The organism is Variovorax sp. OK212 (assembly GCF_900112425.1).
In the GTDB taxonomy this organism is placed as follows: domain Bacteria; phylum Pseudomonadota; class Gammaproteobacteria; order Burkholderiales; family Burkholderiaceae_C; genus Variovorax.
Map to the genome: position 1 here is coordinate 126978 of NZ_FOLP01000017.1, position 14978 is coordinate 141955.

The 14978-nt window shown below is 70.2% G+C and carries 12 protein-coding genes and 1 pseudogene; 5 read left to right on the forward strand and 8 right to left on the reverse strand.

What is annotated here, in order from left to right; translation table 11 throughout:
- Position 1: 1 nt before the first annotated feature.
- From BM004_RS32000 to BM004_RS42150, 8 genes are read right to left on the reverse strand one after another with little or no spacing between them, the layout of a single operon-like run.
- Positions 2-2764: a DUF4118 domain-containing protein gene (locus BM004_RS32000; RefSeq protein WP_093219393.1), complete on the reverse strand. Its 2763-nt coding sequence runs from the start codon at positions 2762-2764 to the stop codon at positions 2-4.
- A 12-nt stretch (positions 2765-2776) separates the two neighbouring features.
- Positions 2777-2917, reverse strand: coding sequence for a hypothetical protein (locus BM004_RS41625; RefSeq protein ID WP_177206672.1), 141 nt, complete (start codon positions 2915-2917; stop codon positions 2777-2779).
- Positions 2907-3266, reverse strand: coding sequence for a hypothetical protein (locus BM004_RS32005; protein WP_093219396.1), 360 nt, complete (start codon positions 3264-3266; stop codon positions 2907-2909). Before BM004_RS32005 ends, BM004_RS41625 begins: the two co-directional genes overlap by 11 nt.
- 13 nt (positions 3267-3279) lie before the next feature.
- Positions 3280-3894 carry a potassium-transporting ATPase subunit KdpC gene (gene kdpC / locus BM004_RS32010; protein ID WP_093219427.1) on the reverse strand — a complete coding sequence of 205 codons (615 nt, stop codon included), beginning with the start codon at positions 3892-3894 and terminating at the stop codon, positions 3280-3282.
- Between the two features lie 13 nt (positions 3895-3907).
- Positions 3908-6088, reverse strand: coding sequence for a potassium-transporting ATPase subunit KdpB (kdpB, locus tag BM004_RS32015; RefSeq protein ID WP_093219399.1), 2181 nt, complete (start codon positions 6086-6088; stop codon positions 3908-3910).
- A gap of 13 nt (positions 6089-6101) precedes the next feature.
- Complete coding sequence (gene kdpA, locus BM004_RS32020) at positions 6102-7919, reverse strand: potassium-transporting ATPase subunit KdpA (protein ID WP_093219401.1); 1818 nt, start codon at positions 7917-7919, stop codon at positions 6102-6104.
- Between the two features lies 1 nt (position 7920).
- The gene (gene kdpF / locus BM004_RS32025; protein ID WP_019657711.1) at positions 7921-8019 is read right to left on the reverse strand and encodes a K(+)-transporting ATPase subunit F; all 99 of its coding nucleotides are present in this window, start codon (positions 8017-8019) and stop codon (positions 7921-7923) included.
- A complete protein-coding gene (locus BM004_RS42150; protein ID WP_256220139.1) occupies positions 8016-8147 on the reverse strand; it encodes a hypothetical protein in 132 nt (43 codons plus the stop codon). The genes kdpF and BM004_RS42150 overlap by 4 nt, the downstream gene beginning before the upstream one ends.
- A gap of 283 nt (positions 8148-8430) precedes the next feature.
- On the opposite strand from BM004_RS42150, the gene BM004_RS32030 reads away from it, so the two are divergent.
- From BM004_RS32030 to BM004_RS32050, 5 genes and pseudogenes are all read left to right on the forward strand, one after another.
- Positions 8431-9537 carry an efflux RND transporter periplasmic adaptor subunit gene (locus BM004_RS32030; protein WP_093219404.1) on the forward strand — a complete coding sequence of 369 codons (1107 nt, stop codon included), beginning with the start codon at positions 8431-8433 and terminating at the stop codon, positions 9535-9537.
- Positions 9534-12626 (forward strand): MexW/MexI family multidrug efflux RND transporter permease subunit, encoded by a 3093-nt coding sequence (locus tag BM004_RS32035; RefSeq protein WP_093219407.1) that lies wholly within the window; start codon positions 9534-9536, stop codon positions 12624-12626. Before BM004_RS32030 ends, BM004_RS32035 begins: the two co-directional genes overlap by 4 nt.
- The gene (locus BM004_RS32040) at positions 12623-14059 is read left to right on the forward strand and encodes an efflux transporter outer membrane subunit (RefSeq protein ID WP_093219409.1); all 1437 of its coding nucleotides are present in this window, start codon (positions 12623-12625) and stop codon (positions 14057-14059) included. The genes BM004_RS32035 and BM004_RS32040 overlap by 4 nt, the downstream gene beginning before the upstream one ends.
- Positions 14060-14094: 35 nt before the next feature.
- Positions 14095-14781 (forward strand): helix-turn-helix transcriptional regulator, encoded by a 687-nt coding sequence (locus tag BM004_RS32045; RefSeq protein ID WP_093219430.1) that lies wholly within the window; start codon positions 14095-14097, stop codon positions 14779-14781.
- A gap of 41 nt (positions 14782-14822) precedes the next feature.
- Positions 14823-14978 (forward strand): annotated as a pseudogene (locus BM004_RS32050) (superoxide dismutase [Fe]); the annotation flags it as partial.

A 14978-nucleotide genomic window follows, 5' to 3' on the forward strand; every position in this document is an offset into this window, starting at 1 on the left:
GTCAGAGTTGGGCTTCGGCCGGTTCGGGCGGCTCGCGGCGGGGCAAGGTGACCGTGAATTCTGCACCGCCGTCGCGCGCGTTGCCCGCCGCGATCTCGCCGCCGTGCGCGCTCACCACCGCCTTGCAGATCGCCAGGCCCAGGCCCACGCCCGGCGTGGCCGACTCGGCCTCGCCGCGGGTGAACTTGTCGAACAGCTTCTGCTCGCGGCCCAGCAATGCGGCGGGCAGGCCGGGCCCGTGGTCGCGCACGGTGAGCACCAGCGTGCCGGGCTCGGCGCGCGCGCCGACCACGATGGGCGGCGCGCCGTACTTGGTGGCGTTCTCCAGCAGGTTGACCAGCACGCGCTCGATCAGCACGGCGTCGAACTCGACCAGCGGCAGCTCGGGCGCGAGCGCGGTCTGCACGACGATGCTGCCCAGCGAGGTGCGCGCCGCGCGAATGGCCGAACCGGCCACCTCCTCCACCGACTGCCAGTCGCGCCGCAGGTTGACCGCGCCGCCCGCGATGCCGCTTTCGAGCCGCGCCATGTCCAGCAGGTTGTTCACCAGCGCATGCAGCTCGTGCGCCTGAGCGACGATGGCGCGCGCAGCCTCGGCGTGTTCTTCGGGCGGCAGGGTCTGCAGCGATTCGGCCAGCGCGATGAGCGCGGTGAGCGGCGTGCGCACGTCGTGCGAAATGGCGCCGAGCAAGGCATTGCGCAGGCGCTCCGACTCCATCTCGACCACGGCCTGCTGCGCCACCTCCACGTAGTGCACCCGCTCCAGTGCAATGGCGATCTGCCGCGCCAGCGTGTCCAGCTGCTGCGCCTGTTCCGGAATGAGCAGCCAGCGCGGCTGCGCGGGCGACAGCGCCAGCACGCCGCGCACGCGCATCGGCGCCTGCAGCGGCACGTAGTGCCACGTCTGCGCGGCCAGCGTGGCGGTGGCGAGGCCGGCGCTCTGGCCGTGGCGGAAGGCCCAGTCGGCCACCTGGGGGTCGAAGCCCTCGGGCGGGTCGGCGGGCAGCACGAGCTGGTCGGCCGCGTCGGTCACCAGCACCAACGCGTCGCCACCGAAATGGCCTCGCACGGCGGCACCGCCGAGCGCGACCACCTGCGAGCTTTCGAGCGCGGCGGAGAGTTCGCGCGTCAGCTCGAACAGCGAACGCGCGCGCCGCTCGCGGCTGGTCGACACGCCGGCCGCGAAGCGCAGGCCCGCCGTGAGCTGCCCCACCAGCAGGCCGACGCCGAGCATGATCGCGAAGGTCAGCACGTACTGCACGTCGCTCACCGCGAAGGACATGCGCGGCGGCACGAAGAAGTAGTCGAAGGCCGCGACGTTGAGCAGCGCGGCCAGCGCCGACGGCCCGCGCCCGAAGCGCATCGCCACGCCCACCACGCCGAGCAGGAACAGCATGACGATGTTCGACAGTTCCAGCACGCCGGTCAGCGGCATGCAGACCAGCGTGAGCGCGATGCTGGTGGCGCCCGCCCATGCGTAGGCCGGCCAGTGGGTGGGGGCCTTCACGTGGTCGTCGCTGTCGATGCGCGCGCCTTCCAGCGGCGCGCGGGACAGGCGGCGCGAACTCTCGGCCTGCGCGACTTCCATGATGTCGAGCGCGGGCGCGTGCCTGGCGAGCGCGGCCGACAGGGGCTGCGCCGCGCCGGGCCACCAGCGCCACCAGCGCCGCCAGCCGGCGGCCGGCTCGGAGCGCCCCAGCACCAGCGTCGCGCAGTTGAGCCGGCGCGCCTGCTCGGCGAGCTGCTCGGCCACGTCGGCGCCGGTGAGCACGGCGGTGGCCGCGCCCAGTTCCTCGGCCAGCTTGAGCACGGCCAGGATGCGGTCGCGCTCGGCCGCGGCCAGGCGCTGCAGCCGGGGCGTCTCGACGTACGCCGCGTGCCATCGCACGTTGAGCTGGCCCGCGAGCCGCGCCGCGGTGCGCACCGTCTGCGCCGCGCCTTCGTGCGGGCCGACGCACGCGAGGATGGCGCCCGAGGTGTTCCAGGCCTGCAGGCCCTGGCCCTTGCCCTTCCCGTTGCTGCCGCCCGCGCCCGATTGCTCCACGCGCCAGCCGCGCACGTCGTCCTCCACATGCTCGGCCGTGCGGCGCAACGCGATCTCGCGCAGCGCGATCAGGTTGCCCTTGCGAAAGAAGTTCTGCGCCGCGCGCTCCGCCTGTTGCGGCAGGTAGACCTTGCCTGCCGCCAGCCGCGCGGTGAGTTCGTCGGGCGTGACGTCGACCAGCACCACCTCGTCGGCCTCGTCGAGCACGGTGTCGGGCACGGTCTCGTGCACGCGCACGCCGGTGATGGCGCCGACCGTGCCGTTGAGGCTTTCGAGGTGCTGCACGTTGAGCGCCGACCACACCTCGATGCCCGCGGCCAGCAGCTCCTGCACGTCCTGCCAGCGCTTGGCGTGGCGCGAGCCGGGGGCGTTGGTGTGGGCCAGTTCGTCGACCAGCAGCACGGCGGGCTTGCGGGCCAGCGCGGCGTCGAGGTCGAACTCGGCCAGCGTGCGGCCGCGGTAGGGCAACTCGCGCAGCGGCAGCGCGTCGAGCCCCGCGAGCAGCGCGGCGGTTTCGCTGCGGCCATGGGTCTCGGCCACGCCGATGAGCACGTCGCGCCCGGCCGTGCGCTCGCGCTGCGCGGCGCTCAGCATGGCCCAGGTCTTGCCCACGCCGGCGCTGGCACCGAAGTAGATGCGCAGCTTGCCGCGCTGCGCGCGCGCCTCGTCGTTGCGCAGCTGCGCAATCAGGGCGTCGGGGTCGGGGCGGTCGTCGAGCATGGGTGGCGCAGGTTATCGCATCGGGCGGCTTTTTCGGCTGGCGCGGCGACCGGCGTGGCGCCGCGCGGTGCGCGAGAGCACGAACCAGGCGAAGCCCAGCGGCACGAACAGCGCCGCCATGGCCAGCAAGGCCAGCAGCAGGTCAGTGGCCATGGCGCAGGCCGCAGCGCGCGAGGTGCTCGCGCCAGCTCACGAGCCGGCCGATCTCGCCGGAGGGCACGCACTCGATCAGGCGGTGCAGCACGTCGGCGTAGCTGGCGATCGGCAGGCGGATCATCAGGCGCACGCAGGGTGCGTCGCTTTCCTGCGAGTAGCAGGCGTGCAGCAGCGGCTCGCAGCGCACCACGCCCGCGTCGGGGCAACCGGCGATGCTGCGGCGCACGCGCAGGGCGTCGGCGCAGCAGACGGTGACGTCGAGCACGTGGAACGCGCTGGTCGGCGTGGTCATGGGTGCGTGCGTTCGCGGCACGCCGGGGTGTTCTCTGTAGGCGGCATAGGCCATGGTTTTTCTCTCCTCAACGCGGGGTCGAAGGACTCGGACTGAAGGAACCCGCAAAGGCATCGAGCGCGATGTTCAGCGCCAGCACGTTGACGCGCGGCTCGCCCAGGAAGCCCCAGGTGGGCCCCTGCGTGTTGTCGGTGATCAGCGTGTGGATGCGGTCCAGCGGAATGCCGCGCACGCGCGCCACGCGCGCCGCCTGGTACTGCGCGGCGGCCGGGCTGATGTCGGGGTCGAGCCCGCTGGCCGAGGCGGTGACGAGGTCGACCGGCACCGGCGCGGTGTTGCCCGGGTCGGCCGCGCGCAGCGCCTCGACGCGGGCCTTCACCGCATCGGCCAGCGCGGGGTTCAGCGGGCCCTGGTTCGAGCCGCCCGAGGCGCTGGCGTTGTAGGGCTGCGGCGCGGTGGCCGACGGGCGGCCCCAGAAGTGCTTGGGGTCGCTGAAGTTCTGGCCGATGAGCCTGGAGCCCACGGTGGTGCCGTCGCGCACGACGAGGCTGCCGTCCGCCTGCGCGGGGAACACCGCCTCGGCGGCGCCGGTGACGGCCATGGGATAAATGAGGCCGGTGAGCGCGCTCAGCAGCACGAAGAGCACAAGCGCGGGGCGAACGATGTTGCCGTTGTTGTTCATGGTGAAGAACTCCTCAGACCAGGTGGACTGCAACGAGCAGCCAGTCGATCAGCTTGATGCCGATGAAGGGAACCAGCAGGCCGCCCAGGCCGTAGATGGCCAGGTTGCGGCGCAGCAGCGCGGCGGCGCCCACGGGCCGGTAGCGCACGCCCTTGAGGGCCAGCGGAATCAGGAACACGATGACCAGCGCGTTGAAGATCACCGCGCTCAGGATGGCCGACGACGGGCTCGCCAGGCGCATCACGTTCAGCGCGCCCAGCTGCGGGTAGGTCGACACGAAGATCGCCGGAATGATCGCGAAGTACTTCGCCACGTCGTTCGCGATCGAGAAGGTGGTGAGCGAGCCGCGCGTCATCAGCAGCGCCTTGCCGGTTTCCACCACCTCGAGCAGCTTGGTCGGGTTGGAGTCGAGGTCGACCATGTTGCCGGCCTCTTTCGCGGCCTGCGTGCCGCTGCCCATGGCCACGGCCACGTCGGCCTGCGCGAGCGCCGGGGCGTCGTTGGTGCCGTCGCCGGTCATGGCCACCAGCCGGCCTTCGGCCTGGTACTGGCGAATGAGCGCGAGCTTGTCTTCCGGCGTGGCCTCGGCCAGGAAGTCGTCCACGCCGGCTTCGGCGGCAATGGCGGCGGCCGTGAGCTTGTTGTCGCCGGTGATCATCACCGTCTTGATGCCCATGCGGCGCAGCTCGGCGAAGCGCTCCTTGATGTCGGTCTTGACGATGTCCTTGAGCTCGACCACGCCCAGCACGCGGTTGCCTTCGGCCACGGCCAGCGGCGTGCTGCCGCGGCGCGCGGTTTCCTCGGCCGTGCGCAGCACTTCGGGCGCCATGTTGCCGCCCAGCGCCTCGACATGGCGGCGCAACGCGTCCACCGCGCCCTTGCGCAGCAGGATGTCGTCGGTGTCCAGGCTGTTGGGCGCGGCCGGCAGGTCGACGCCGCTCATGCGGGTCTGCGCGGTAAAGGGCACGAAGCGCGCGCCTTCGACGGCGGTGGTGTCCAGCCCATCGCGGCGGGCCAGCTCGACGATGCTGCGGCCTTCGGGCGTCTCGTCGGCCAGCGAGGCGAACATGGCGGCGCGCGCAAGGCGGGCCTTGGTCACGCCCGGCGCGGGCAGGAACGCGGTGGCCTGGCGGTTGCCGTGGGTGATGGTGCCGGTCTTGTCGAGCAGCAGCACGTCGACGTCGCCGGCGGCTTCCACCGCGCGGCCCGAGGTGGCGATCACGTTGGCCTGCATCATGCGGCTCATGCCGGCCACGCCCACGGCCGACAGCAGGCCGCCGATGGTGGTCGGGATCAGGCACACCAGCAGCGCGACCAGCGCGGTGAGCGACACCACGGTGCCCGCGCCGGCGGCCTCCACGCTGAACACCGAGAACGGCAGCAGCGTGACGGTGACCATGAGGAACACCAGCGTGAGCGCCACCAGCAGGATGGTGAGTGCGATCTCGTTGGGCGTCTTCTGGCGCTTGGCCGCCTCGACCATGCCGATCATGCGGTCCAGGAACGACTCGCCCGGGTTCACCGACACGCGCACCACCAGCCAGTCGGACAGCACACGCGTGCCGCCGGTCACGGCCGAGAAGTCGCCGCCCGATTCACGCACCACGGGGGCCGATTCGCCGGTGATGGCGCTTTCGTCCACCGAGGCCACGCCTTCGATGACTTCGCCGTCGAGCGGAATGACGTCGCCGGTTTCCACCAGCACGATGTCGCCCTTGCGCAGGTTGGGTGCCTGCTCGGGCAGCCAGCTGTGAGCCCCCACGCTTGCCACTGCGTGTGCTGCGCTGCCCCCCGAGGGGGCTGCTTCGCCTTGGGGCGGCCCGGCGGCGAAGCGCGCGCCGTGGTGCGGCCCGGCCAGCTTCTTGGCCCAGGTGTCCTTGCGCAGGCCGCGCAGCGAGGCCGCCTGCGCCTTGCTGCGGCCTTCGGCCAGCGCTTCGGCGAAGTTGGCGAACAGCACGGTGAACCACAGCCACACGGTGATGGCCAGCACGAAGCCGGGCTTCATGCCGGTGTCGCCCGGGAAGCTCAGCGCATGCACCCAGAGCAGGCTGGTGAGGATGCTCCCGATGTAGACGATGAACATCACCGGGTTGCGCCACTGGGTGCGCGGGTTCAGCTTGGCGAAGGCGCCCCACAGGGCGGGCTTGACCAGCGCTGCGTCGAACAGCGAGAGAGATGTTTTCGTAGAGGTCATGGTGCGCTCCTTCTCATTTCCAGAGCACGAGGTGTTCGACGATCGGGCCCAGGGCCAGCGCCGGCACATAGTTGAGCAAGCCGACCAGCAGCACGGTGCCGATCAGCAAAGAGACGAACAACGGGCCGTGCGTGGGCAGCGTGCCGCCGGTGACGGGCAGGCGCTTCTTGGCGGCCAGCGAGCCGGCAATGGCCAGCACCGGCACGATCATCGCGAAGCGCCCGAGCCACATGGCCAGCCCGAGCAGGCCGTTGTAGAAGGGCGTGTTGGCCGACAGGCCCGCGAAGGCGCTGCCGTTGTTGTTGGCGGCCGAGGTCAGCGCGTAGAGGATTTCGGAGAAGCCGTGCGCGCCGGGGTTGGCGATGCCGGCCTTGCCGGCGCCCGCGATCACCGCCACCGCGGTGCCGGCCAGCACCAGGATGGGCGTGACCAGGATGGCGATGGAAATCAGCTTCATCTCGCGCACCTCGATCTTCTTGCCGAGGTACTCGGGCGTGCGGCCGATCATGAGGCCGGCGATGAACACCGCCAGCATCGCGAAGATCAGCATGCCGTACAGGCCCGAGCCCACGCCGCCGAACACCACCTCGCCGAGCTGCATGAGCACGATCGGCACCATGCCGCCCAGCGGCGTGAGCGAGTCGTGCATGGTGTTCACGGCGCCGCACGAGGCGGCCGTGGTGATGGCGGCGAAGAGCGCGGAGGCGTCGATGCCGAAGCGCACTTCCTTGCCTTCCATGTTGCCGCCGGACTGCAGCGCGCTGGCCACCTGGTCGACGCCCAGCGGCGCGAGCAGCGGGTTGCCGGCCTGCTCGGCGGGCGTGAGGACCACCACGGCAATGACGAACATCACCGTCATGGCGGCCAGCACGGCCCAGCCCTGGCGCATGTCGCCCACCACGCGGCCGAAGGTGAAGCACAGCGCGGCCGGGATCAGGAAGATCGCGATCATCTGCAGCAGGTTCACCAGCGCGGTCGGGTTCTCGTAGGGGTGCGCCGAGTTGGCGTTGAAGAAGCCGCCACCGTTGGTGCCCAGCATCTTGATGGCCTCCTGCGAAGCCACCGGGCCCATCGCCAGCGCCTGCGTGGCGGTGCTGGCGTCTTCGATCACCGGCTGGCCCTTGTCGTCCTTCAGCGGCTGGCCGTCGGGGCCGTTCTTCGGCTGCTGGAAGGCCGTGGTCTCCAGCGTGTTCACCGTCTTGTAGCCGTCGAAGTTCTGGATCACGCCCTGGCCCGCGAAGACCATCGCGATCACGAACGAGATCGGCACCAGCACCCACAGCGTGATGCGGGTGATGTCGGCCCAGAAGTTGCCGACGAGGCCTTTGCCCTGACCGCCATCACCACCATCACCGCGGCGCGCGAAGCCGCGCACCAATGCGAAGGCCACCGCGATGCCGGTCGCGGCCGAGAGGAAGTTCTGCACCGTGAGCCCGAGCATCTGCGTGAGATAGCTCATGGTCGACTCGCCGGCATAGCCCTGCCAGTTGGTGTTCGACACGAAGCTCACGGCGGTGTTGAAGGCCGAGTCGCTCGACACGGCCGTCATGCCCGCGGGGTTCAGCGGCAGCCAGCCCTGCAGGCGTTGCAGCGCATAAAGAAAGATCGCGCCGATGGCGTTGAAGGCGAGCAGCGCGAGCGCGTAGCGCAGCCAGTGCATCGACTGCGCGTGCTGCACGCCCGCGAGCTTGTACAGCGGCGCTTCCACGCGCTGCATCCAGCGCGGCAGGCGCTCGTTGCACAGCGCGGCAAGGAACCTGCCGACGGGCCAGGCGAGCACGCCCAGCACCGCGAGAAAAAGGGCCAGCAGGCCCCAGGCGGAGGCGGTCATGTCAGAACTCCTCCGCGCAGATCAGCGCGAACACGAGGTAGGCGAACAGGACCACGGCGATCAGCGCGCCGAAGCCATAGAGAACTTCGAGGCTGATCACGATGAGGCTCCACCGGTTGATTTCAGAGAACTCGGCGGGTTCGGCGCGTCGAGCCTGTTCAGCCCGACCACCATGGCCCCCACCACGGCCCACAGCGCCAGCAAGGCGCCCATCCAGACGATGTCCATTCAATTGCTCCTGGAGCGAAACACAAGGCCTTCAGTCTCGGGAGCGGTGCGTAAAAACAGGGAACAGAGTCGGCGGGGCCGCATAAAGAAAGCGTAAAAAAGCGCGCCTTTTTCCAAGCGCCGGCTGTCACAAAGCCGCCGCGCCGCCCGTCTTCAGGGAGAAGACGCGTGCGAACGGGCGGATAGCCCGTCCCTATCGGGGTCATTGCCGCGTCGTCCTCGACAGCGCTTTCAGCGCCATTTAATAATCCAAGTACTTACTTTGATAAATAACGGACCGATCATGAAGATACGTTCAAGGGCCTGGCTGGGCGCCGGCCTCGCGGTGGTGGTGATGGGGGGAGCCGGCTACGGGCTCGTTGCGAAGCTCCGGCCGGCGCATGCGCAGGGCGGCGGCATGCCGCCCGCGAAGGTGGCGGTGGCGCCCGCCAGAAAGACCGAGGTGGCGCGCTTCCTGAGCGGCATCGGCACGCTGGAGGCCAACCGGCAGGTCGAGGTGCCGGCCGAAGTGGAAGGCCGCGTCGCGAAGATCCTCTTCACGCCCGGCGGCGAGGTGCGCGCGGGCCAGTTGCTGGTGCAGCTCAACGACGCGCCCGAGCAGGGCGACCTCGAGCGCCTGACCGCCCAGCGCGCCAATGCCAGGGCATTGCTGGAGCGCACGCGCCGCCTGCTGCCGCAGCAGGCCGCCACGCAGGAACAGCTCGAACAGGCGCAGGCCGCCTTCGACCAGGCCAGCGGCGACCTGCGCCGCGCCCAGGCGGTGCTGGAACAGAAGCGCATCAAGGCGCCGTTCGACGGCGTGCTGGGCATCCGCCGCGTGAACCTCGGGCAGTTCGTGCGCGCCGGTGACGCGCTGGTGTCGCTCACCGACAGCCGCACGCTGTTCGCCAACCTCACGCTGCCCGAAACCGCGTTGCCCGCGCTCAAGCGCAACCAGGCGGTGGCGCTCTCGGTCGATGCGTATCCGGGCCGCGTGTTCCAGGCCAGGCTCAGCACCATCGAGCCGCAGATCGGCAGCGACACGCGCACCGTGCGGCTGCAGGCCACCATCGACAACGCCGACGGCGCGCTCACGCCGGGCATGTTCGTCAACGGCAAGGTGGCGCTGCCGGCGCGCGCCGGCGCCATCACCGTGCCCGAGACGGCCATCACCTACAGCACGCACGGCGACTCGGTCTTCGTCGTGCGGACCGCCGAGAAGGGCGACGGCTTCACCGCCCAGCAGGTGTTCGTGACGGCCGGCGACCGGCAGGACGGCTGGGTCGTCATCGAGAAGGGTCTGGCGGCCGGCGACAAGGTCGTCACCTCGGGCCAGTTGCGCCTGTACACCGGCGCGGCCGTGGCGCCGGCAGAGAAGGACACGCTGGCCCTGCAGGAGCCGAAGTCATGAAGTTCACCGACCTCTTCGTGCGCCGGCCCGTGCTGGCGCTGGTGGTGAGCACGCTCATCCTGCTGCTGGGCGCGCGTGCGCTGGGCGACCTGCCGGTGCGCCAGTACCCGCTGACCGAGAGCACCACGCTCACCATCACCACGCAGTACCCCGGCGCCTCGCCGGAGCTGATGCAGGGCTTCGTCACGCAGCCCATCGCGCAGGCGGTGGCGACCATCGAGAACGTCGACTACCTGTCGTCTTCGTCCACCTTGGGCCGCAGCGTGATCAGCGTGCGCATGAAGCTCAACGCCGACGCCAACCAGGCGCTCACGCAGGCGATGGCGCAGGTCAGCCAGGTGAAGTACCGGCTGCCGGCCGAGGCCTTCGACCCCGTCATCCTGAAGTCGTCGGGCGAGGCCACGGCCGTGGCGTACGTCGGCTTCTCCAGCAAGACGATGCCGATGCCCGCGCTCACCGACTACCTCTCTCGCGTGGTGCAGCCGCAGTTCGCCTCCATTCCCGGCGTGTCGGGCGTGGAGGTGTCGGGCGGGCAGACGCTGGCGATGCGCGTGTGGCTCGACCCCAACCGCATGGCCGCGCGCGGCATCTCGGCCGGCGAGCTGGCCGACGCGCTGCGCCAGAACAACGTGCAGGCCGCGCCCGGACAGGTGAAGGGGCTGTACGTGGTGTCGAACATCCGCGTGAACACCGACCTGGTGAACGTGGCCGAGTTCCGCGACATGGTGGTCAAGCGCAGTGGCAATGGTGAGAGTGACGCCATCGTGCGCCTGGGCGACGTGGCCACGGTGGAGCTGGGCGCGGCCAGCGCCGACAGCAGCGCCACCATGGACGGCGTGCCCGCCATCTACCTCGGCCTGCAGGCCGCGCCCAACGGCAACCCGCTGGTGATCGTGAAGCGCATCCGCGACCTGCTGCCCGGCATCAAGCAGAACCTGCCGCCGGGCGTGGAGGTGCAGCTGCCCTTCGAGCTGGCGCGCTTCATCGAGGCTTCCATCGACGAGGTGCAGCAGACGCTGCTCGAAGCCATCGCCATCGTGGTGCTGGTGATCTTTCTTTGCCTGGGCTCGGTGCGCGCGGTGCTGATTCCGGTGGTGACCATTCCGCTGTCGATGCTGGGCGCCGCCGCGCTGATGCTGCTGTTCGGCTTCAGCATCAACCTGCTGACCCTGCTGGCGATGGTGCTGGCCATCGGACTGGTGGTGGACGACGCCATCGTGGTGGTGGAGAACGTGCACCGGCACATCGAGGAAGGCAAGTCGCGCGTGCAGGCCGCGCTGATCGGCGCGCGCGAAGTGGCCGGCCCGGTGATCGCCATGACGCTCACGCTGGCCGCGGTGTACGCGCCCATCGGCCTCATGGGCGGCCTCACGGGGTCGCTGTTCAAGGAGTTCGCCTTCACGCTGGCCGGCGCGGTGGTGGTGTCGGGCGTGATCGCGCTCACGCTGTCGCCGGTGATGAGCTCGTTCCTGCTGCCGCAGGACACCGCCGGCAGCCGCATGTCGCGCGCCGCGGAGTCGTTCTTCCACCGGCTGTCGACCGGCTACGGCCGCCTGCTCGACGTGTCGCTGCACCACCGCTGGGTGACGGGCGCCTTTGCCGCGCTGGTGCTGGCGAGCCTGCCCTTTCTGTACAACGCGGCGCAGCGCGAGCTGGCGCCCGGTGAAGACCAGGCCATGGTGCTCACGGCCATCAAGTCGCCGCAGCACGCCAACATCGACTACGTCGAGAAGTTCGGCAAGAAGTGGGACGAGGTGTTCGCCGCGCTGCCGGAGAACACGGGCCGCTGGCTCATCAACGGCTCCGACGGCGTGTCGAACAGCATCGGCGGCGTGCAGCTGTCGGACTGGAAGGACCGCCAGCGCAACGCCGACCAGATCCAGGGCGACACGCAGGGCCGCATGAACGAGGTGGAGGGCAGCAGCGTGTTCGCGTTCCAGCTGCCCTCGCTGCCGGGCTCCACCGGCGGGCTGCCGGTGCAGATGGTCATTCGCAGCGCGGGCGACCATCGCAGCGTGTTCGAGGCGATGGAAACGCTGAAGAAGTCGGCGCGCGACAGCGGCAAGTTCGCCGTGGTCGACAGCGACCTGGAGTTCAACAACCCCACGGTCGAGATCCGCGTGGACCGCGCCAAGGCCAACAGCATGGGCGTGACCATGAAGGCCATCGGCGACACGCTGGCGGTGCTGGTGGGCGAGAACTACGTCAACCGCTTCGGCATGGACGGCCGCTCGTACGACGTGATTCCGCAGTCGCCGCGCGAGCAGCGGCTCACGGCCGAGGCGCTGTCGCGCTACTTCGTGAAGAGCGCCAGCGGCCAGCCGGTGCCGCTGGCCAACCTGGTGCAGCTGTCGACCAGCGTGGGCCCCAACAAGCTCACGCAGTTCAACCAGCTCAACGCGGCCACTTTCCAGGCCATTCCGATGCCGGGCGTGACCATGGGCGACGCGGTGGCGTTCCTGAGCGAAGAGGCCAAGAAGCTGCCCGCGGGCTTCAGCTTCGACTGGCAGTCGGACGCGCGGCAGTTCACGCAGGAAGGCTCGGCGCTGGTGATGGCCTTCGTGTTCGCCATCGTGGTGATCTACCTGGTGCTGGCGGCGCAGTACGAGAGCCTGCGCGACCCGCTGATCATTCTCATCAGCGTGCCGATGTCGATCTGCGGCGCGCTGGTGCCGCTGGCGCTGGGCTTCGGCACCATCAACATCTACACGCAGATCGGACTGGTGACGCTGATCGGGCTCATCAGCAAGCACGGCATTTTGATGGTGGAGTTCGCCAACGAGATCCAGATGCACAAGGGCCTCGACCGGCGCGCATCGATCGAGGAAGCCGCGCGCATCAGGTTGCGCCCGATTTTGATGACCACGGCCGCGATGGTGATGGGCCTGGTGCCGCTGCTGTTCGCCAGCGGCGCGGGCGCCAACAGCCGCTTCAGCATCGGCCTGGTGATCGTGGTCGGCATGCTGGTGGGCACGCTGTTCACGCTGTTCGTGCTGCCCACCATGTACACGCTGCTGGCGCGCGACCACCGCCCCGCGGGCCGCTCGCAGCGCACCACCGAACTCGATGCACTGGCCGAAGGCGCATGACCATGAACAGACTCCTTTCCTTCACCGCGCCCTTCGCGCTTGGCGTGCTCGTGCTGGCCGGCTGCGCCGTCGGGCCGACCTACACCGCCCCGGCCGACGCGCCCGTCGTCATCTCGGCGCCCGAGCGCGCGCTGTTCGCCAGCGACGCGGTGCAGCGCGACTGGTGGCGCCAGCTCGACGACCCGCAGCTCGACGCGCTGGTCGAGCGCGCGCTGGCCGGCAACCACGACATCCGCATGGCGCGGGCGCGGCTGCTCGAGGCCCGCGCCACGCAGACCGAGGCCGAGCTCGACCGGCTGCCCGTCGTCACCGCCAGCGCGAGCAAGACCCGCGGCATCGCGCAGGGCAACAACGGCGCGCAGCCCGCGCTGCGCTCGCTCTCGCAAAGCAGCCGCGCCGGCTTCGACGCCTCGTGGGAAATCGACCTGTTCGGCCGCCTGCAGCGGCTCGACGAGGCGGCCACCGCGCGCGCCGAGGCCAGCGCGGCCGACCTGGCGCAGGTGCGCATCGTGGCCGTGGCCGAGCTGGCGCGCAACTACTACGAGATGCGCGGCGCCGAGCAGCGCATGGCCGTCACGCGCCGCACGCTCGACAGCCTGCGCGGCAGCCTGCGCGTGACCGAGGCCCAGGTGCGCACCGGCCGCGCGCTCGAGGGCGACCTGGCCAGCGCCCAGGCCAACCTCGCGACCACAGAGAGCCAGCTGCCCGCGCTGGAAACCGCGCGCCGCCTGGCGGCCTACCGCGTCGCGGTGCTGGCCGGCCTGCGCCCGGCCGAGCTGGAACCGATGCTGCAGCCGCGCCAGCTGCGCGTGCTCGACAAGCGCCTGCCCATCGGCGACCTGGGCGAGCTGCTGCGCCGCCGGCCCGACGTGCTGCGCACCGAGCGCGGCCTGGCCGCCAGCACGGCGGACGTGGGCGCGACCACGGCCGAGCTGTACCCGCGCCTGGACATCGGCGGCTTCCTGGGCTTCGTCGCGCTGCGCGGCGCCGACCTGGGCAGTTCGTCGAGCCGGGCCTTCAGCGTGACGCCGGGCGTGAGCTGGCCTGCCCTGCGGCTGGGTTCGGTGAAGGCCCGCGTGCGCGGCGCCGAAGCCCGCGCCGAGGGCGACCGCGCGCTGTACGAGCAGACGGTGCTGCGCGCCATCGAGGACGTGGAAGGCGCGCTCGCCGGCTACGGCCAGAACCAGCTGCGCCTGCAGCGGCTGGTGGAAGCAGCCGCAAGCAGCGGCCGCGCCGCGGAGCTGGCCGAAGTGCGCTACCGCGAAGGCGCCGCGCCCTACCTGAGCGTGCTCGACGCGCAGCGCACCCTGCTGCGCGCCCAGGACGCCGTGGCCGAGGCCGAGACCGCCTCGTTCACCAGCCTGGTCGCGCTGTACAAGGCGCTGGGAGGCGGCTGGCAACCCCCGCAAGCAAAGGGAGCGCCAACCACCTGACAATGGCAGCGTTTTCCTCCACGATCGAACTCGCCATGTCCGCACCAGATGCCAAGCCCGCCTGGATGCCGCACCAGCCGGCAGACCGCATCCTGTCCACGCTCAAGACGCGCGGCGCGCTCGGCATTCCCGACATCGCCAAGATCCTGAGCGTGACGGTGGAGGCCGTGCGCCAGCAGATGGCCAAGCTGGAGACCGAAGGCCTGGTCGACGCCGAGAGCCGCTCCAGCGGCCGCGGCCGGCCCACGCAGATCTGGCGGCTCACCGGGGAAGGCCACAAGCGCTTTCCCGACACGCACGCCGAGATGACGGTGCAGATGATCAGCGCCGTCATCAGCGTGTTCGGCGAGAAGGGCATGGACCAGCTCATCACGGCGCGCGAGGCCGTCATGCGCGCCAACTACACCGAGGCCATGCGCGGCGCGCGCAGCCTCCGGACAAGGCTGGAGCGGCTGGCGGCAATCCGCAGCCGCGAGGGCTACATGGCCGAGTTCCGGCCCGACGAACAGGGCGCGGGCGACGGTTTTCTCTTCATCGAGAACCACTGCCCGATCTGCACCGCGGCGCAGGCCTGCTCGGGCTTTTGCCGCAGCGAACTCCAGCTCTTCGACGAAGTGCTGGGGCCCGACGTGAGCGTCAGCCGCGTCGAGCACGTGCTGGCGGGCGCGCGGCGTTGCGCCTACCGGATTGAACCCAAGGCCGATGCCGCGGCGGCCGGCTGAATACTCTGAACCGTTTTTCTCAACCTAAAAAGGAAACCACGATGGAACACAAGCTCCCACCCCTGCCCTACGCGCTCGACGCGCTGGCACCCGAGTACTCGCAGGAAACCCTCGAGTACCACTACGGCAAGCACCACAACGCGTACGTGGTGAACCTCAACAACCTGCAAAAGGGCACCGAGTTCGAGGCCATGACG